The following is a 19,236-nucleotide window of genomic DNA, read 5'->3' as shown; positions in this document are numbered from 1 at the left end:
ATATTGTGTGCGTTTAGGATCTTACATGAGCTATATTTTATTCGGCATTGCAGCCATAATACTTTTAATGTTATTTGCTCTTTTTGATTCGAGAAAAAAGAAAAAGCAGATTTTAAAGGAACTTGAAGACAGCTGGGGAAAAGAAAAAACAGAACCTATCAATTTCGATAAAGCAAGTTGGTATGCTAATTATGTAAAGGAGAAAGTATTTCATACGCTTTCTCACCAAACCATGGCCGATATAGATTTCGATCAGCTATTTGCAAAAATTGATCGTACAACAAGTAAAATCGGGCAACAATTCCTCTATAATAAACTTGCAAACCCAACTAATAACTTAGAGGAACTTAAAAAACTAAAAAATCAGGCTGATTTCTTTGCCGCAAATCAAGAAATAAGAGAAAGAGTTCGCGCAGAACTTGTAAAATTGAACAGCAACGAAAGCTATTCTGTGGTATTATTGTTCAATAATAAATTGGTTGAAAAACCATCCTGGTTTAAATGGCTTTCTTTAGATCTGCTCATTTTAGCAGTCTTATTGATTTTATCCATTAAAGTTTCAGTCTGTTTAATATTTGCACTGCTGCTGATTACATTTAATGCCACTTATTTAAATTATTGGAATAAAAAACACCTGCTTATTTTTACCAAATCACTCTCGCAGCTTAATATTTTGATTAACGTTTGGAGAAAACTTGTAAAAGAAAAAATACCATTCGAGGCTGATAAAATAAAAAACGCCATTCCGATGTTCAGGAAATTTCAGCGAAGAATCGGTATTCTTTATCAGGATTTCAGTCAAAATAGTCAAGGCGATTTAAGTCAGGTACCACTTTACCTGTTCGAGATCATTAAAGCAATTTTCTTAATCGAAATCTTTACTTTTTTTAAGTTGATCAAGCTGATCGAAAATAATCAGGATGATATTTTAAACCTCTACCAATATGTTGGGTCGATAGATATGGCAATTGCTGTAGCTTCATTAAAAGAAAGTGAACAGATCTGCGAACCTCAATTTATTGAACGATATAAAGGAATTGAAATTAAAGGTATCAGGCATCCGTTGATCGGTAACTGTATTGAAAATGAAGTAATGCTGGATCAGAAAAGCATGTTGATTACAGGCTCAAACATGTCGGGCAAATCAACTTTTCTACGTACTGTTGCCATCAATTCATTATTAGCTCAAACCATTTATGTTTGTTTTGCTGAAGCATATAAAGCACCATTTTTTAAATTGCACACTTCAATAAGAATCGACGATAACTTATTTCAGGGTAAAAGCTATTTTTTAGAGGAAGTTGATGTAATGTCGACACTGATTCAAGCAGTTAAAAATCCTGATCAGAATCTTTTTATTCTGGATGAAGTATTTAAAGGTACCAACACCATAGAAAGGATTGCAGCAGCAAAGGCCATATTATCGCATTTAAACCGTGAGCAAAACCTCACTTTTGTGGCGACGCACGATATCGAATTGTCCAATATGCTTGCAGAAGAATATGAACTTTATCATTTTACCGAAACGATAACTGATAATGAGCTTATTTTTGATCATAAACTAAAAGAAGGTCCGCTTAAAACTAAAAATGCAATCAAAATTTTAGAAATGTCTAATTATCCAAAGGAAATTATTCATGAAGCATTGCAGATTAGTAAGGATTTAAGTTCTTAAATTTGATTCTCGTACAGAACTGATATTTAGAGTCTATCCTTTCAATAGTAATGTATTATTGACAGTTGATTAAATAATTTTTTATTTTTTATTATACAACAATGGTTATGACTATAATCGCACATCCTAAAAATAAAAAACAGGAAGCTGCAATTGAAGCTGTTTTAAAAGCTTTAGATGTTTCTTTTCAAAAAGAAGAGGAAAGTCCTTACAATCCAGAATTTGGCGAAAATAAAAAAGAGCTTGGCGGAAATTAAGAATGGTAATTACATCACTTTAGACCCTAGTAAATCATTATGGGAAAATTTAAAGTAATTGTATCAGAGAAAGCTCAAAAGAATGTACTTGCCATTGAGAAATCAGGAGATAAAGGTTCTATCAAAAAAGTGAACCAAATTATTCTAGAACTTTATGAACATCCTGAAACTGGAATTGGAAATCCAGAAAAACTAAAATATGATTTAACTGGATTTTAGTAGAGACAAATTAATAGAAAAGACAGGCTTGTTTGTTTAATCGAAGACGATATCGTAACCGTTACTATAGTTTCAGCACTTGGTCATTACAGTGATAACTAAACTAAACACTCCTTGTCATTCTAAATGCAGTGAAGAATCTTCAATAATTATGCTGACTTTAATTTTCCAATGATGAAAATTCGCGTTGATAGATCTCTCCACTACGTTGCACTTCGGTCGAGATGACGAGGCTTATCAGATTAAGCTCTACACCGTTTTCACCTCATCCTCACTATAATCTTTTATATCAGTGATATAGCCATTTATCAAAAGGAAATCGAACAAGGGTTTAGCTTCTGGTGTTATTGGCATATTGGCTGTAGTAATTACCTGATTCGTCTTTTTATCCAGGAAAGGGTAAGCAAATAACCGCACATTAGTATTAAACATATCATTTACGTAACTCAATAACTGGCCAGAGTAGTTTTCTCCGGTGAAGTTTTTAGAATTGAATACAAATTTTAAGTTATTGATGTTTGTTGCCAATCCAACACTTTTAGGCTTGCACCTTGCCAAATATTTCGCCAAACGGTTGTGGCGGGTAAAGTTGGATACAATCACAATATTGCCTGTATCGCACATTTCCTGTGCTCTTTTAGCCACAGTTTCCAGGTCGATATCATCAGGAGTTTCTTGTCCATCCGTTAAAACGTTGGTTAACAAAACCTCTATCATTACCGCCAGGTTTCCCTCTTCTACTTTATTGGTACGTTTAAACTGATCTGTAGCTTTATTGAACAAGTTAAAGTTAGGTAACGATTTCTGACCGTATTTGGTACGCAAGATCATAATGTCTTTCTTATACAAAAGATCTTTCGCCTGACGGGGATGTGCATCTGAATCGAAAATGGCTGCTGCAGAAAAATCTTTCATAATCATGTACAGATTAAGCAAGATGTTATCCACCTCTGGAAAAGCCGGACCTTTAACCGAAATCAAATCGATTTCTACTGATCCGATGGTTAAATTATCAGCTAAAGATTCTACCATCAGTTTTGGATCCTGATAATGGTAAAATGCTGCATAAAGCAGGTTTACTCCAATTATACCCAAAACACGCTGTTGCATGTTTACATCGGTATCCAACAAACGCACGTGAAAAAATATTTCATTTGGTAAACCACCTGGTTCGCTCTGGAAACGAATACCAACCCAGCCATGCGGCTCATTGGTACGTTTATAATTCAGGGTAGTAACGGTATCAGCGAAAGCAAAAAATGTACGGCTTTCGTATTTTTCGCCTGATAGACGCTCATTGAGTAAGCCGAATTCATGATCAAGCATCTGCAAAAGGCGGTTCTGACTTACATAACGGCCATTGGTTTCTGCTCCGTAAATGGCGTCGCTAAAAGTCATGTCGTAAGCCGACATCGTTTTGGCAACTGTTCCAGATGCTGCACCAGCATTAAAAAAGTTTCTCGAAACTTCCTGTCCCGCGCCTATCTCGGCAAAGGTACCGTAAATTCGTGGGTCAAGATTTATTTTAAGTGCTTTACGCTTTGTATCCAGAATTTCTCTCTCCATGCGGCAAAAGTACGAAAAATGAGATTAACGTGATTTTAAGAATGTAACTTAAAATCAATCTAAATACTCTCCCCAAGAAACGTCATTTCTACCGCAGTGGAGAAATCTAAAAAGAAGGATTTGTAAATACCTCCATTCCGCTGCGCTTCAGCCGGGATGAAGTAACTAAACAAAATAAGGTTAATGCCATCCAGCATTAACCTTATAAAACCTAAACTTAAACTATTATGAAAAACCCTCTTTCGAGAATATTTTTATTACGATACTACAATTTCTTTGTGCTGTAATTTAGCATCGTCTTTTTTGCTGATGTTAATCGATAATATACCGTCTTTATATTCAGCAGTAATGTGATCACCATCCGCGCTATCTGGTAAATTAAATGATCTTGCAAATGAGCTATAATCAAATTCTTTACGTGTAAAATCTTTAGCTACCTGGGTTTCGTCTTTTTTAACTTCTGCCCAAACAGAAAGCGTGTCTTTTTTTAAATTGATCTGAAAATCTTCTTTCTTCAAACCTGGAGCAGCCAACTCAATTACGTAAGCCGTTTCATTTTCATGAATGTTTACATTTGGCGATTTATCAACGATTTTGTTTTTAGTGATGGCATCGCTAAACAATGAATCAAAAACATTGTTAAAGTAAGGAGCTGTGTTACGGGTTCTGTTGGTAAAATTTACTAGTGTCATATCGCTTATTCTTTATTTTTAAATTGATAATTCACCTTATTCAACTTATATACCAATTCAAATATTTATGATTTTTAAGACATTTTGGCAAAATAAATCTAAAACGAAAGACAAATTGACAGACATCAAGGCTTTTTCAGACAAATTCAACTATAAAACCAATATCCATTTGCGCTTTGTTGATTTCGATATGATGGGACACGTAAATAATTCGATCTATTTTACCTACCTCGAAATCGCCAGATCCAAATATTGGGAAGAAATTATAAAATGGGACTGGAAGAAAACCGGAATTGTGATTGCCCACGCAGAACTGGATTATATTTTACCGATTGTAATGAACGATAAAATAGCCATACATGTCAAAACATCCAGGATAGGCAATACCAGTTTTGACCTGGATTACCAGATTGTGAAACTAAAAGGGACTGAAGAGGTAATCTGCAGTAAAGGTAAAACCGTTTGCATTGCGGTTGATTATGCGACAGGTAAACCCACCGCAATCCCGGAAGAAGAAAAGCAAAAGATGTTGGGTTTTGAACAGCTGTAAAAAAAATGCAGATCGTGATCTCGACTGAAGCGTAGCGAAATGGAGAGATCTAAATTAAAAGTACTCCTGAGACACATTTCTCGACTACGTTGCACTCCGCTCGAAATGACGATAATTTTTTAGTATTTCCTAAGAGCTAGAAACATCAGGCATAATTTTCCCGGGATTTAATATTCCATTCGGATCGAAAACATTTTTAATTCCGCGCATTAAATTAAGGTGGATTTCGGAATATTTGATCGGCATAAATTCCTTTTGCACTAAACCAATTCCGTGTTCTCCAGATAAAGTTCCGCCTAATGTTGTGGTTAATTCAAATATTTCGGCAATGCCGAATTTGAGTTTGTTTTTCCAGTCTTCGTCACTCATGCCTGCTTTAATGATGTTTACATGCAGGTTTCCGTCACCAGCATGACCATAACAAACACTTTCGAAACCGTATTTTGTACCAATTTCTTTTATTCCATTAACGAGTTTAGGTAAAGCCGCCCGTGGCACAACCGTATCTTCCTCTTTATAAACAGAATTAGATTTAACCGATTCGGCCATGGTTCTCCGCATCCGCCACAATTCTTCCTTTTGAGCCGCAGTATCTGCAAATAATACTTCTGTACAGTTGTGTTCTTCTAAAACCACATTGGTTTTCTCGCAGTTCTTGAAAATATCATCTAAATCATCTCCATCAAATTCTATCATCAACAATGCAGCAACATTATCTTTTAAGTCGAATTTAATATCATCAAATTTGATTACCCACTCCACTCCTTTCCTTTCCATAAACTCTAAAGCCGACGGTGTAACTCCAGCTCTAAAAATCGCAGAAACTGCTGCACAGGCATCTTCATTTGTGCTGAAAGCGCCCATCATTAAAACAGACTGGGTGGGTTTTGGCAATAACTTGGTTACAATTTTTGTGACCACCCCCAAAGTACCTTCCGAACCGATCATTAATTGTGTTAAATTATAGCCTGATGCGTACTTCAAAGTATTTGCGCCTGTCCAGATGATATCGCCGTCAGGCAAAACCACTTCAAGATTTAAGATATACTCGCGTATGGTGCCATATTTTACTACCCTTGGGCCGCCGGAACCATGCGCCACATTACCACCAATAAAACAAGATCCTTTACTGCTGGGATCAACTGGATAAAGAAGTCCTTTTTCAGCTACTGCATTAATAAATTCTTCAGTAATCACCCCTGGCTCAACAGTTGCCTGTAAGTTTTCGGTATCAATATCAATAATAGATTTAAATTTTTCCATTGATAGCGAAACACCACCATAAATAGGCAAAGCGGCACCACTTAAGCCTGTACCACCACCGCGCGGCGTTACCGGAACATGGTGGGTATTACAGATTTTCAATAAAGCAGAAACTTCTTCAGGCGAAGTTGGTTTTACTACCAACTCTGGTTGGTAACGCAAATCCTCCGTTTCGTCATGACTGTAATTTTCTAAACTTTCCGCATCAGTAAAAACCTTATCTGCTCCAATGGCAGCTTTAATTTCTGCTAAAATTTCGGGATTAATTTTCGTAAAATTCATTATTTGGCTGAAGTGTGAGATAATTTAACAAAAGAGTACCCAATTTGACCGGGCATAGGTGGATTTAATTTTTTCATACTCACGTTAACTGTATCTATAAAAGGATACAGTTCGATCACTTTCGAAATAATATTCTTTAAAACCGTTTCCAAAAGCTTTTGTGTATGTTTCATTTCTTCAAGGATGATGTGATTCAAATCCTCGTAATTAACCGTTTGTTCCAGTTCATCATCAAAACCCTTTGGTGTAAATTCTGTTTCTAAATCTATAACAAAATGATTTCCAATAAGTTGTTCTTCCGGATAATAACCATGCAGAGCAAAGCATTTTACATCTTTTAAAGCTACGGTTTGTTTGAAATGGCTCATGTATATTCTGTAAGCTGCAAAATTAAATTTTTATTCATGAATATAATGCCCCTTGCCGTAAATTGTTACCTTTGAAATGAACGCGGTTTCTTAACCAGATAATACGAAATTACATGAGCAAATCAGCAAAAAAAGACCTGTACGAGGCGCCAGACTATTATTTATTGGATGAATTATTAACCGATGAGCACAAATTAATCCGTGCTACGGCCAGAGATTGGGTAAAAAAAGAAGTGAGCCCGATTATTGAAGATTACGCACAAAAAGCAGAATTTCCAAAACATTTAATAAAAGGTCTGGCCGATATTGGTGCTTTTGGCCCTACCATTCCGGTTGAGTATGGTGGAGCAGGTTTAGATTATACGGCTTATGGAATTTTGATGCAGGAAATAGAACGTGGCGATTCTGGTATCCGTTCTACAGCCTCTGTTCAGGGTTCGTTGGTGATGTACCCGATTTATGCTTATGGAACAGAAGAACAGCGTAAAAAATATCTCCCTAAATTAGCCAGTGGCGAAATGATGGGCTGTTTTGGATTAACAGAACCAGATCATGGCTCTAACCCTGGTGGAATGGTAACTAATATCAAAGATGCAGGGAGCCATTATATTTTAAATGGTGCAAAAATGTGGATCAGCAATGCACCTTTTGCAGATATTGCTGTGGTTTGGGCAAAAGATGAATCAGGCAAAATCAGGGGAATGGTGGTAGAACGTGGAATGGAAGGATTTTCGACTCCGGAAACACATAATAAATGGAGTTTACGGGCTTCGGCAACAGGTGAATTGGTTTTTGATAATGTTAAAGTGCCTAAAGAAAATATTTTTCCTGAAATCAGCGGATTAAAAGGACCATTGGGCTGTTTAAACCAAGCGCGTTATGGTATTGCATGGGGCGCTTTAGGAGCCGCAATGGACTGTTACGATACCGCTTTGCGCTATTCGAAAGAACGTGTACAGTTTGGAAAACCTATCGGTGGTTTCCAGTTACAGCAAAAGAAACTGGCAGAAATGGTGACCGAAATCACCAAAGGTCAGTTGTTGGTTTGGCGTTTAGGCATACTGAAAAGTGAAAACAGGGCATCGGCAGAACAGATATCAATGGCCAAAAGAAACAGCGTCGAAATTGCGTTGGATATTGCCAGAAATTCCCGTCAGATGCTTGGCGGAATGGGTATTACAGGTGAATATTCGATTATGCGCCACATGATGAACCTGGAATCGGTAGTAACCTACGAGGGTACACACGATATACATTTGCTGATTACAGGGATGGATGTGACCGGATTAAATGCATTTAAATAATCCTGATCCTAATTTTATTAACTTTTATTCAATCTTATTTTCACATTACATCCTTAACTTTGTGCTTTATATGAAAAATATTTATGGATTTTAAAAAATATACTTACATTCCTGCCCCACCCGAAGAAGTTTATTTAGCCCTTACCAAAGAAACCAGTATAAAATTATGGACTGGTGCTGAAGTTGAGTTTGAAGAAGTACCCGGAACGGAATTTTCTTTCTGGGATGGAGATATTACTGGTAAAAACATCGAATTTGTTTATGGGAAGCAGATTGTGCAACAATGGTATTTTGGAGAAGAAAACGAACCTTCTATTGTAACCATCAAACTTCATGAAGATAAAAAAGGAACTTCACTGGAATTCAAACAAACCAATATCCCTGATGAAGATTATAAAGATTTTACTGAAGGGATCCAGGAATACTTTTTAGGTGGATTGGTTGATTTCTTTGACGAATAAATAAAAAAATTACAAAATGAAAAATCAAATTATCGCTCTTTCTTCTTTACTTTTCCTTTCTGCACTTACTTCTTGTACATCTTTGCTTACCCCAGCTGTATTGGGTAACAATATGGGCTATATGCCAAAAGCAATGGGTGCTGATACCATAAAAACCTTAACAACTGTATCGGCAAGTTATGCGGGTTCTACTTCTCCGAATACCGGCACCAATTTCGGATTAGGAATGGCAAACATAAACAGCTCACATACTTTCAAAAAAGTAAATATTTCTTATGGAATTTTCGGTTATGTAGGAAAAGCAAAAGGTGGAGATAGGGATAAAAATACACCTGATTTAAAGAATTATCTTCCATCATTTCAAAAATCCATTAGTGGTGTTGGTTTACGGTTATCTGCCGGACTTCATAATACCTCAGCTAACGGGAATACAGATTTCAGGTACATCAACTTTGAAAATGCACTTAGTTTCGAAGGCGGGGCTTATACCAAATTGAGGCAAGAGGTTTATAGCAATCCTATTCCAGATTACGTAGCGGTAACAAATAGAAACGTACTTTGGACAACAGGATTATCTACGGAAGTGATCTGGAGAGCCAGAAATGACCATGATATAAGGCACGCATTTAGATTTTTTCTTGGCGGTACACCTAATTTCGCAAACAGTTTCAGATCTGGGGCAAAAGCTTACGATGAAATTAACGGGAAAAATTCATTTGGTTGGGTTTTTAATTATTTCTTATACATCAAGCGATTTTCTCTTTCTTATGAAATGGCTGACAATGTTAATTATGCGCAAAAGATAAGTCTCGGCTATTCATTTCAATAAAACATAATCGACCTGATGCTGTTCTGATAGAAATAAAATATTATGAACAGAACATTAGGAATTATATTAATCGTTGTGGGCATTGCTATGCTCATCTGGACTGGTTTCTCTTACACTAAAAAAGAAAAAATTGTTGACGCAGGCCCCATTCAAATATCTGCTGATAAAGAAAAATCTGTGAATTGGCCTCCTTACGCAGGTGGTATTATTTTGGTAGCGGGGGTAATTGTGTTTGTCGCGTCGAAGAAGAAATAATTGATTTGTCATTCTGAGCCTGTCGAAGAACTTTGAAGCATTTCGACAGGCTCAATGTGACAATTATATCTCATCACTATAAACCGATTTTATCGCATCTCTTAAGTTATATTTCGAAGCCATTACTTCACCATAAGCACCCGCACTACGGATGGCAAAAATATCACCTCTGAACGATTCAGGTTGCTCTACTTCTTTACCAAAACAATCGGTACTCTCACAGATCGGTCCAACGATATCGTATTTAATTGAGATTTGAGATTTGAGATTTGAGATTTGAGACAAGTTTTCGATTTTATGGTAGGCTTGATATAAAGCGGGGCGCATCAATTCGGTCATTCCTGCATCTAATACTACAAAGTTTTTTTTCTTTCCGTTTTTAATGTATAGTGCCCGCGTAATTAATGATGCTGATTGACCAACCAATGCCCTTCCCAATTCAAAATGTACTTCCTGACCAGGTTTAACGGTTAAAAACTCGTTAAAAATCTTAAAATAAGATTCAAAGTCAGGAATCTGGTGATCAGGATTGTAATAATCGATGCCTAAGCCGCCACCAACATTTAATACTTTAAGGCTAAATCCTTTATCTTCAAACCAGGCTGCAAATTCGTTTACACGCACGCAAAGGTTTTTATATACGTCCAGATTGGTAATCTGCGAACCGATGTGAAAGTGGATACCAATAAACTTCAGGTTTGGAGATGCTTTTAACGTTTCGGCGCATTCTGGTAAATCCCAGGAGTTAATCCCGAATTTATTTTCATCCAGGCCTGTGGTAATGTTGTGGTGGGTATGGGCATCAACATTAGGATTGATACGGATGGCTACCTGAGCCGTTTTACCTTTTTTACCGGCAAGTTCATTTAGCACTTCTAATTCCTGGATAGATTCTACATTAAAGCAAAAAATATCAAGTTCAAGGGCTTCATTAATTTCTTTATCAGATTTGCCAACTCCGGCAAATACAATTTTTTTGTGATCGAAACCCACCTCAACTGCTCTTCTTACCTCACCGGCACTCACACAATCTGCACCGAAACCAATTTCTTTAATCTGATTTAACAGCACACTGTTGAAATTCGCTTTTAGTGCATAATGGATATGGAAATGATATGGAGCTGCAGCATCTGCACAAGTATGCAAGGTTTTTTGCAACAGATCAGTATCATAGTAGTAAAATGGCGTTTCAATATTGTTAAACTTTGATATATCTTTATCGGCGAACATGTTCAAATTCCTTATTATAATTTTAATTTTATTCTTCGGGCTAATTTATTTGGGTAATTACCTGGATTTAAAGCATGGAAGAATTACCCGGAAACAATACAATGGAAAAATTCGATTTTTTATCGTGTTACTCCTCATTGTACTGTTCCTTTTATTTATCAAAAAATGAAGCTAGCAGCCGCCATATTTATCGTTCTTATCCTTTCAGCAGGTTTATATAACTCCTATAAAAAGTACAAAAATGGATTATTACCATCAAGCTTTCTGGCTTTTCACTTCCTGATCGGATTAATGGTAATTATGGGCGCTTTTTTTCTGTTATTCGAATAATCTATTGTGTAAGCTTCTTAAAGCCTCAGTTTTATACTCGCTTAAGATTAAAAGTGAAACATTATAGTTACTTCCACCGTAAGAAATCATACGGATTGGAATGTGTTTTAAACCTTCCAAAACCCTGCTGGCGAAACCATGTTTCTCTGAACCGAAATCCCCAACTACACATACAATACTGTGATCGGTATCTACCTCAACGGTTCCAAAACTTTCCAGTTCTTCGATAATCTGTGGCAAATGGGCGGTTTCATCTATAGTTAACGATACAGCAACCTCAGATGTCGTAATCATATCGATCGGTGTTTTGTAACGCTCAAAAACCTCAAAAACACGGCGCAAGAAACCATAAGCCAATAACATGCGGCTAGATTGTATGCGGATTGCGGTAATACCATCTTTAGCGGCTATTGATTTAATTTTACCTTTTTCGCTATCATGCGTAATTAAAGTACCCGCCGCAGAAGGCTCCATCGTATTTAACAAACGAACCGGGATTTTATATTTCTGTGCAGGGAAAACCGATTGAGGATGCAAAATTTTCGCTCCAAAATATGCCAACTCAGCTGCTTCATCGAATGATAACTGTGCAATTGGTTTAGTACCTTTAACAACACGTGGATCGTTGTTATGCATCCCATCTATATCTGTCCAGATCTGAACTTCTTCAGCCAGAATTGCAGCACCCAGCAATGATGCTGTATAATCACTGCCGCCACGGCGTAGATTATCTACTTCGCCAAAACTGTTGCGACAGATGTACCCCTGTGTAATGAATAATTTATTATCTTTATGCTGTTCTAATAAAGGTGTTAAGTGCTTTGTGGTGAAAGGAATATCAGGTTCGTTATCTTCATCCGTTTTCATGAAATCTAAAGCAGGCAACAATACCGATGGTACACCTATCGATTTTAAATAAATATGGTATAAAGTGGTGGATAACAGCTCACCTTGCGCTAATACTACTTTTTCCTCAATTGAAGTGAAAATATCATTCGCTAAGCCTGCTAAGAAACCGAAATGATAATCGATTACTTCATTTCCCTGCTCCTGAAATTCGGAAGAAGGTAATAACTCAACAACAAAGGTTTTATATTTTTGGTATAGATTTTCAATCGCAACGCTGCCCTTCTTCTTATCCCCAGCTAAAAAATGAGTTGCAATTTCTACTAAACTATTTGTAGTACCAGACACGGCTGATAAAACTACAATCTGTTCTTCATTTGGATTAATGATATCCAACAACTTCGTCATGCGCTCAGGGCTACCTACAGAGGTACCCCCAAATTTTAATATTTTCATTTACTTGCCAATTATTTTAAAGGTAATAAAGCTATCATGTTTTTATCCCACGCGGTGGTTTAAAAATTATGACGGTTTCATCTATTTGTAAATTGTTTTTTACCCGTAATCAAATGAAGGTAACCTTACTGGTTTTGCTACTTTTTAAAAAAAACACAATCGCTTCACATTAATACTGGATTTTCTTTATTATTGTATCGGGGCGTGAAATTAAACAAAAGTGGCTTAAAAGCAACACCCTCAACAAAATAAAATTTGGATGAGTTAAAATAAATACGTTTTAACCAAACATCATCCTTAAAATATGACATATTAAACTAAAAAAACAGCTCAATGCAGGCAATTGACCAATCAACGCAAGCCACAATTAATCAGTGGTTAAGTGGGAACTATGATGAAAATACCAAGGCAGAAATTCAGGCCCTTGTGGAAAAAGATGCAACTACGGAATTAACAGATGCATTTTATAGAAGTTTAGAGTTTGGAACAGGCGGTTTACGCGGAATTATGGGGGCAGGTTCCAACCGTATAAACAAATACACCATAGGAACGGCAACACAAGGATTGGCCAACTACTTAAACAATAAATATCCGAACGAGAAAATCAAAGTGGCCATTGCACATGATAGCCGAAATAACTCTGATTATTTCGCTAAAATTACCGCTGACGTTTTCTCTGCAAACGGAATACATGTATATTTCTTCTCTGCATTAAGACCAACACCTGAACTTTCTTTCGCTGTGCGCCATTTTGGTTGTAAAAGTGGAGTAATGTTAACCGCCTCGCATAATCCTAAAGAATATAACGGTTATAAAGCTTACGGTGCCGATGGCGGCCAGTTTACATCACCTGATGATAAATTGGTCATTGATGAGGTAAACAAAATTAAAAGCATTGATGAAGTAAAATTTGATCGTGTTGATGCAAATATTGAATTGATTGGCGAAGATGTAGATAAACTTTATTTAGATGGTATTGCGGCGCTTTCGATTTCTACCGAAGCCATTAAAAGACAGCACGATTTAAAGATTGTTTACTCTCCTATCCACGGAACCGGAATTACATTGGTGCCTAAAGCTTTAGCGCAATTTGGTTTTACGAATGTAACTTTAGTTGAAGAGCAAAGTACACCAGACGGAAATTTCCCAACGGTAGTGTATCCTAACCCTGAGGAAAAAGATGCATTAACCTTGGCAATGAACAAGGCAAAGGAAATTGATGCGGATTTAGTTTTGGCTACCGATCCTGATGCTGACCGTGTAGGTATTGCCGTAAAAGATAATAATGGCGAGTGGGTGCTCCTTAACGGTAACCAAACGGGCAGTCTATTAATTAACTATCTATTATCAGCCTGGCAAGATAGTGGCAAATTAGATGGCAATCAGTTTATTGTGAAAACGATTGTAACCTCTAACCTAATCGAAGAAATTGCCAAAAAGAAAAATGTAACCTACTACAATACCTTAACCGGGTTTAAATACATTGGTCAGTTAATGACGGAGCTAGAGGGTAAAAAATACTTTATCGGCGGTGGAGAAGAGAGCTACGGCTATTTGATCGGCGATTTGGTACGCGATAAGGATGCGGTGGTTTCTGCTGCTTTCATCTCTGAAATGACTGCTTATTATAAAGATAAGGGCGCAAGTTTATACAATGCCTTATTGGATATGTATGTAGAATATGGACTTTATAAAGAGGATCTGGTTTCGCTGACTAAAAAAGGTAAATCAGGTGCTGAAGAAATTAAAGCCATGATGGTTAAATTCAGGGAAAACCCTCCAGCAACATTGGGCGGTTCGAAAGTTTCAGTTCTGAAAGATTATGAGTTAAGTCAGGAAACAGATTTAGTAACAGGAAAGGTAACTAAACTGGATTATCCAACTTCTGATGTTTTGCAGTTTATAACGGAAGATGGAAGTATCGTTTCTGCACGTCCGAGTGGTACGGAACCTAAAATTAAATTCTATTGCAGCGTAAATGCACCTTTAGCAGATAGAGCCAATTTTGAAAAAGTGAATGAAGAATTAGGAGAAAAAATTAAAGCGGTTATGGCTGATTTGCAAGCATAAATAGATTTTATAACCACAGATGAATGATCTTCATCTGTGGTTTTTTGTTTAGTGTCGTCATCTCTATCGATAGCTATCTGATAGAGATGACGACGCTATTTTATTTTGATTATTAGTCAATCAACTCTCTTACATTTTTCTTAGAAATATAAATAATCGCAGGGTGATTCTTTTCGGTTGAAACATATTTACCTGTGTTTTTATCATGAATACTCCTTGTTGCAGAAACATAAAGCCTTCCTGACTTATCCAGGTGTAAGTTGGTAAGCTGATTATTAAATGGAACTGCAAGTATTTTTGAAGTTCCGTTTTTAAAAACTTCGATATCACTTTTCAGAACATAGCCAGAGCCATTTGCCGGACCACCATCAAAAGCTTCTAAATTTTCTTTAAGTTTAATTTTAAGCTGGTTATTTACAAAGACGCTCGCAAATTCCTGAGATCGCTGTTCCGAAACTCCAAATTTACCGCACCAATCCCATGTAAATCCCTTGTCTAAACTGAAATACTGGCTAAAAGTTGCCAGTTTATGATTTTCTTTATCTTTCAGACCGTTTGCCTGTAAGCCAAAAATGGTATCCTTTACAGACAGAAAACCATAAATAGGTTGATTATTTACTTTTGTTTTTTTCCAGGTCTTGCCCTTATCAGTAGTTTGATAAATTTCAGTTAAGGTAGATACCATTAATGTATCATCAATATTCCCATAAACAGCATGGGCTTCTCTCCCGTCAGCAATTTCGAGTCTGGTCCAATCTAAATCACTAAAGGTTGGAGGTACATCCGGAACTTCTTTTTTGGCGCATGATGATAATACCATCATCAACGCGATAGTTTTAAATAATTTCATAGGTCTCATTTTTGTGTATGGCAAGATAGAAAAAAAATATTTTAACCAAAAACGCCTGTAAAGCCGCTTCATAAACTCAAAAATATATTGAAATCACTTGTAAGATACGAACCGTACAGTCGTTTAAGGAATTCATATCGATAACAAAGATTTCTTATATTTAAAATAAAAATAATATCATGACGGAGATAATCTTAAAAGACAATTTAGAGCTGCGCAAGATTGATGCTTTGTTGAACTTTTTGAAATCGTGGGATATTGATGCTGAATTAAGAATAACTAATGCGGAGAAATCAACTGAAGTGGTAGAATTTTCTTTATCCTAAGGCATTTGGAGTGATTACGATGTTAACCCGGAAGAACTTCGTGATAAAGCTTGGAAAAGATAATGGTTCTGTTTAATACAAACATCTTTATTAAAATTTATAAAGGAAATGATACCGTCATCGAAACTTTTAAAAACATTGGTCAAAATAGCGTTGCAATTTCAGATGTTACCTGTGCAGAATTACTTTATGGAGCCAGAAACAAAAAAGAGTTAAGTTTAATCAGAAAAGATATCAATAATTTAGTGGTCCTAGCCATTTCTTCCCCAATATCCACACAAGCAGTAAAATTAGTGGAGCAATTTTCTTCATCACACAATCTTAATCTTCCAGATGCTTTAATTGCATCTACCGCAATATTTCATGATTTAAAACTTTATACATTAAATCTTAAAGGCTTTAAATTCCTGGAAGATATTATACTTTATAGAGTTTAAGTTCTACTTTAAAATTTAAAATCAGCCAATTTTTATTTTTCTTTGCTGCAACCAAATTCTTTAATACTTTTGCAGCGCAATTAAAATGTTCAAAAAAGTCCTCATATATCTTTTAATTACCTGTACCGTTTCTAATGGTTTCATGCAATTGGCGATTTATTCGGGCTACAAAATGAACAAAGAGTATATTACGAGTGTATTCTGTATTAACAAAGAACATCCTGAACTCCATTGCGACGGACAGTGTTTCCTGGCTAAAAAACTAAAAGAGCTTGATGGTAAAAACAAGCAGGTTCAGGAAAACCTTAAAAGAGTTATAGAGGCAGAACCCAGATTTCAGACTGTTGCATTAAATCATCATATTTCCTATTTTATTATCACTTCAGAAAATCTTTACATCGAAAAACCGGTTAAAGATCTTTCGATATCCATTTTCCATCCTCCAAAATTGGGTTAATTTTTAATTATAACCACTCATAACACAAAATAGAAAGCACCAGTTTATGCCAATCAGGCATTAATGCTACCATGTTTATCTATAAAATACAAATGCTATCACGCTGGTTAGTTTTAAACTATTAATTACCACCCAATTTTTAAAGAATGAAATTCAAAATACTAACAGGCATTTTGTTATGCCTTAATATTGCCGCATACGCCCAAACGATTAAAGGAAAAATATACGATACACAAACAAAGGAACCTGTTGTTGCTGCGCTGGTTAAGGAAAAAAATAGCGTTAATGCTACAAAAACCAACAATGAAGGTTATTTCGAATTAACTTGCAGCCAGCTTTCACCAGATATTTTAATTAGCTGCATCAGTTATAAAAATGTAGAAATTAAAGCTTACAATAATCAAAATATAGAATTAACACCAGATTCCAGATCTTTGCAGAGTGTTATGGTTACGGCAAATAGAGAAGCTTCGTTACGTAGCGAAACGCCCATTGCAATAACTAAACTTAGTGCTAAATTAATCGACGAAACGAAAGCCACCACTTTATTCGAGGTGGTAAATAAGACGCCTGGTGTTTTAATGGTTGATTTAGGCAATGAACAACACATGATGTCTATCCGACAGCCAATTACAACCAATCCATATTATCTATATATGGAAGATGGTGTTCCTATTCGTCCGATGGGTGTTTTTAATCACAATGCCCTTTTACAAGTTAATCAATATACGGTTAGTTCTATCGAAGTTGTAAAAGGTCCGGTTTCATCCATATACGGACCAGAAGCTATTGGTGGTGCTGTTAATTTTATTATGCAAAGACCAACAATAGTTCCCACTGCTAAAGCAGGATTTCAATTTGATAACTGGGGATATAAGCGCTTTCAGTTTGGTACGGGTGCCACAATTGGAAAATTTGGATTCTATGTAGGAGGTTTAACCAGTAAACAAACCAATTCTTGGATGACCGCTTCTGATTATAATAAACAAACAGTAAATGCTCGCTTAGAATATAATTTCACTCCTAAAACACGCTTAATTGGTAATTTTATTTACGGTAAATACAACTCCCAAATGAGTGGTAGTGTAGATAGTATTGCTTTTTATAGCAGAAATTACCTGAGCACATCTGATTTCGCTTACCGCAAATCGGATGCGAATAGAACACGGTTAACCCTTGAACATGAATGGAATGAAAATGCCAAATCATTTGTTACCATTTTTAACAGAAACGATGAATTAGGACAAAATCCTTCCTATGGTATCAGATGGAAAACAGGCCAAACTACTGCAACTGGTCAAATTAATGCTAACAATTTCAACAGTTATGGTGTTATTGCGCAGCACAGTCAACATTTCAATTTCTTAAATTCAAAATTAATTGCCGGAGCCATGTTTGATTATTCTCCAAACGATTATTGGGCGTATCAAACTGATTTAAATGCACAAGTTCGTCCTGATGGAAAATCAGTTGAAAAATACAGCCTTAAAGAAGAACGTCCGGATATTCAATTGGCTAACTACAACGCTAAAATCCGCAATGCAGCAAGTTATCTGCAATATGATTTCGAACCGGTAAAAAAAATAAGATTTTCTACAGGTCTCCGATACGACAGGATGAGCTTTACTTATATCAATAATTTAGATAACAGCGCTGGTGAAAAAGCATACAGTAAGTTAACGCCTAAAATTGGGGTAACTTATCAGATCGATCAGGAGAAAGGGCTATATGCCAATTACGCACAGGGTTTTTCGCCAACCGCTTTAACTGCAATTTTTAGGGCAAAGCCTAATACCAGTCCTGCCCAGTTCTATTACAATTTGGAGCCTGCAACTTTCCAGAATTACGAGCTTGGAGGTTGGGCAACATTCTTTAACCATAAAGTTTATGCTGATATTGCTATTTACCAAATGGATGGCAAAAATGAGTTGCTAAGTATCCGTCAACCAGATAATTCAACCGATTATCAATCGGCAGGAAAAACTTTGCATCGTGGAATTGAATTTGGCATAACCGCTAATCCCAATCCGCAATTTTCTTTCCGTTTTGGCGGTACAGTTGCCATACACAAATTCATCAATTTTCAGGTAAGTGATAATCCTAAAGATGCTTTACAGAACCTGAACAATTACGAAATGCCATCTGCGCCACGCTGGGTATACAACACAGAGTTAAACTACTATCCAAAACAATTGCCAAATCTGCGGATGTCTGTAGAGTTGCAATATTTATCTTCTTATTACCAAAATCAGATAAACACAGTTAAATATGATGGTTATACGCTACTAAACTACCGGATTGGGTATAAAATTAAAGGTGTCGAAGTATATAGTAATGTAATGAATTTAGGAAATACACTTTACGCAACAAATGTTACCAGAGGAAATAATGCAACAGATACTAGCACCTTTACTCCTGCGGCACCAAGAACATTTGTGTTCGGAATCCAATATAACTTTGCAGGAAAAAAATAGAATTACCAAAAGATTTAATCAGATAGCGTCAGGTTTTCA

General features: G+C 36.2%; 21 protein-coding genes. 14 read left to right on the top strand and 7 right to left on the bottom strand.

Annotation, left to right across the window (positions count from 1 at the left end):
- Positions 1 to 25 precede the first annotated feature (25 nt).
- The 3 genes from FFJ24_RS09125 to FFJ24_RS26470 all read left to right on the top strand — a co-directional run bounded on the left by FFJ24_RS09125 (position 26) and on the right by FFJ24_RS26470 (position 2,151).
- Complete coding sequence (locus tag FFJ24_RS09125) at positions 26 to 1,675, top strand: MutS family DNA mismatch repair protein (RefSeq protein WP_138821210.1); 1,650 nt, start codon at positions 26 to 28, stop codon at positions 1,673 to 1,675.
- Positions 1,676 to 1,782: 107 nt separating this feature from the next.
- Positions 1,783 to 1,932 (top strand): DUF2683 family protein, encoded by a 150-nt coding sequence (locus FFJ24_RS26030; RefSeq protein ID WP_168202422.1) that lies wholly within the window; start codon positions 1,783 to 1,785, stop codon positions 1,930 to 1,932.
- A 39-nt stretch (positions 1,933 to 1,971) separates the two neighbouring features.
- A complete protein-coding gene (locus FFJ24_RS26470) occupies positions 1,972 to 2,151 on the top strand; it encodes a type II toxin-antitoxin system YoeB family toxin (protein WP_246862778.1) in 180 nt (59 codons plus the stop codon).
- 249 nt (positions 2,152 to 2,400) lie between these two features.
- Here the strand turns inward: FFJ24_RS26470 and FFJ24_RS09115 are convergent, their stop codons facing one another.
- Together FFJ24_RS09115 and FFJ24_RS09110 are read right to left on the bottom strand one after the other, a co-directional pair.
- Entirely contained in the window at positions 2,401 to 3,717 is a 1,317-nt protein-coding gene (locus FFJ24_RS09115; protein ID WP_138821209.1) for a nicotinamide mononucleotide adenylyltransferase, read from the bottom strand.
- Between the two features lie 257 nt (positions 3,718 to 3,974).
- Positions 3,975 to 4,409 (bottom strand): Hsp20/alpha crystallin family protein, encoded by a 435-nt coding sequence (locus tag FFJ24_RS09110; protein ID WP_138821208.1) that lies wholly within the window; start codon positions 4,407 to 4,409, stop codon positions 3,975 to 3,977.
- A 67-nt stretch (positions 4,410 to 4,476) separates the two neighbouring features.
- Between FFJ24_RS09110 and FFJ24_RS09105 the strand changes: the two genes are divergently transcribed.
- Positions 4,477 to 4,959 (top strand): thioesterase family protein, encoded by a 483-nt coding sequence (locus FFJ24_RS09105; RefSeq protein ID WP_138821207.1) that lies wholly within the window; start codon positions 4,477 to 4,479, stop codon positions 4,957 to 4,959.
- A 129-nt stretch (positions 4,960 to 5,088) separates the two neighbouring features.
- Here FFJ24_RS09105 and FFJ24_RS09100 read toward each other — a convergent pair whose 3' ends face one another.
- Both FFJ24_RS09100 and folB read right to left on the bottom strand, forming a co-directional pair.
- On the bottom strand, positions 5,089 to 6,504 hold the full coding sequence (locus tag FFJ24_RS09100; protein WP_138821206.1) for an FAD-binding oxidoreductase: 1,416 nt from the start codon (positions 6,502 to 6,504) through the stop codon (positions 5,089 to 5,091).
- Positions 6,504 to 6,872: a dihydroneopterin aldolase gene (gene folB / locus FFJ24_RS09095; protein WP_138821205.1), complete on the bottom strand. Its 369-nt coding sequence runs from the start codon at positions 6,870 to 6,872 to the stop codon at positions 6,504 to 6,506. Before folB ends, FFJ24_RS09100 begins: the two co-directional genes overlap by 1 nt.
- Positions 6,873 to 6,985: 113 nt before the next feature.
- On the opposite strand from folB, the gene FFJ24_RS09090 reads away from it, so the two are divergent.
- From FFJ24_RS09090 to FFJ24_RS09075, 4 genes are all read left to right on the top strand, one after another.
- A complete protein-coding gene (locus FFJ24_RS09090; protein WP_138821204.1) occupies positions 6,986 to 8,176 on the top strand; it encodes an acyl-CoA dehydrogenase family protein in 1,191 nt (396 codons plus the stop codon).
- 83 nt (positions 8,177 to 8,259) lie between these two features.
- Positions 8,260 to 8,637: an SRPBCC domain-containing protein gene (locus FFJ24_RS09085; protein ID WP_138821203.1), complete on the top strand. Its 378-nt coding sequence runs from the start codon at positions 8,260 to 8,262 to the stop codon at positions 8,635 to 8,637.
- A gap of 16 nt (positions 8,638 to 8,653) precedes the next feature.
- Positions 8,654 to 9,466: a hypothetical protein gene (locus FFJ24_RS09080; protein WP_138821202.1), complete on the top strand. Its 813-nt coding sequence runs from the start codon at positions 8,654 to 8,656 to the stop codon at positions 9,464 to 9,466.
- Positions 9,467 to 9,508: 42 nt separating this feature from the next.
- Complete coding sequence (locus FFJ24_RS09075) at positions 9,509 to 9,721, top strand: hypothetical protein (protein WP_138821201.1); 213 nt, start codon at positions 9,509 to 9,511, stop codon at positions 9,719 to 9,721.
- A gap of 63 nt (positions 9,722 to 9,784) precedes the next feature.
- Here FFJ24_RS09075 and lysA read toward each other — a convergent pair whose 3' ends face one another.
- Positions 9,785 to 10,951: a diaminopimelate decarboxylase gene (gene lysA / locus FFJ24_RS09070; RefSeq protein WP_138821200.1), complete on the bottom strand. Its 1,167-nt coding sequence runs from the start codon at positions 10,949 to 10,951 to the stop codon at positions 9,785 to 9,787.
- A 165-nt stretch (positions 10,952 to 11,116) separates the two neighbouring features.
- Here lysA and FFJ24_RS26025 point away from each other — a divergent pair, with 165 nt between their 5' ends.
- Complete coding sequence (locus tag FFJ24_RS26025) at positions 11,117 to 11,281, top strand: hypothetical protein (protein WP_168202421.1); 165 nt, start codon at positions 11,117 to 11,119, stop codon at positions 11,279 to 11,281.
- On the opposite strand, the gene FFJ24_RS09065 is transcribed toward FFJ24_RS26025, so the two are convergent.
- A complete protein-coding gene (locus FFJ24_RS09065) occupies positions 11,270 to 12,583 on the bottom strand; it encodes an aspartate kinase (protein ID WP_138821199.1) in 1,314 nt (437 codons plus the stop codon). The genes FFJ24_RS26025 and FFJ24_RS09065 overlap by 12 nt on opposite strands.
- Positions 12,584 to 12,916: 333 nt before the next feature.
- Between FFJ24_RS09065 and FFJ24_RS09060 the strand changes: the two genes are divergently transcribed.
- Positions 12,917 to 14,653, top strand: a complete 1,737-nt coding sequence (locus tag FFJ24_RS09060; RefSeq protein ID WP_138821198.1) for a phospho-sugar mutase — start codon at positions 12,917 to 12,919, stop codon at positions 14,651 to 14,653.
- 112 nt (positions 14,654 to 14,765) lie between these two features.
- Here FFJ24_RS09060 and FFJ24_RS09055 read toward each other — a convergent pair whose 3' ends face one another.
- Positions 14,766 to 15,503: a hypothetical protein gene (locus tag FFJ24_RS09055; protein ID WP_138821197.1), complete on the bottom strand. Its 738-nt coding sequence runs from the start codon at positions 15,501 to 15,503 to the stop codon at positions 14,766 to 14,768.
- 179 nt (positions 15,504 to 15,682) lie between these two features.
- Between FFJ24_RS09055 and FFJ24_RS26020 the strand changes: the two genes are divergently transcribed.
- The 4 genes from FFJ24_RS26020 to FFJ24_RS09040 all read left to right on the top strand — a co-directional run bounded on the left by FFJ24_RS26020 (position 15,683) and on the right by FFJ24_RS09040 (position 19,197).
- On the top strand, positions 15,683 to 15,829 hold the full coding sequence (locus FFJ24_RS26020) for a hypothetical protein (protein ID WP_168202420.1): 147 nt from the start codon (positions 15,683 to 15,685) through the stop codon (positions 15,827 to 15,829).
- A gap of 50 nt (positions 15,830 to 15,879) precedes the next feature.
- Positions 15,880 to 16,266 (top strand): type II toxin-antitoxin system VapC family toxin, encoded by a 387-nt coding sequence (locus FFJ24_RS09050; protein ID WP_138821196.1) that lies wholly within the window; start codon positions 15,880 to 15,882, stop codon positions 16,264 to 16,266.
- Positions 16,267 to 16,351: 85 nt separating this feature from the next.
- The gene (locus FFJ24_RS09045) at positions 16,352 to 16,723 is read left to right on the top strand and encodes a hypothetical protein (protein WP_138821195.1); all 372 of its coding nucleotides are present in this window, start codon (positions 16,352 to 16,354) and stop codon (positions 16,721 to 16,723) included.
- 146 nt (positions 16,724 to 16,869) lie between these two features.
- Complete coding sequence (locus tag FFJ24_RS09040) at positions 16,870 to 19,197, top strand: TonB-dependent receptor (RefSeq protein ID WP_138821194.1); 2,328 nt, start codon at positions 16,870 to 16,872, stop codon at positions 19,195 to 19,197.
- Positions 19,198 to 19,236 lie beyond the last annotated feature (39 nt).

Origin of the sequence: Pedobacter sp. KBS0701 (assembly GCF_005938645.2) — a bacterium.
GTDB lineage: Bacteria > Bacteroidota > Bacteroidia > Sphingobacteriales > Sphingobacteriaceae > Pedobacter.
Note: the sequence above shows the minus strand (reverse complement) of the source record. Positions and strands in the feature narration are given on the sequence as shown.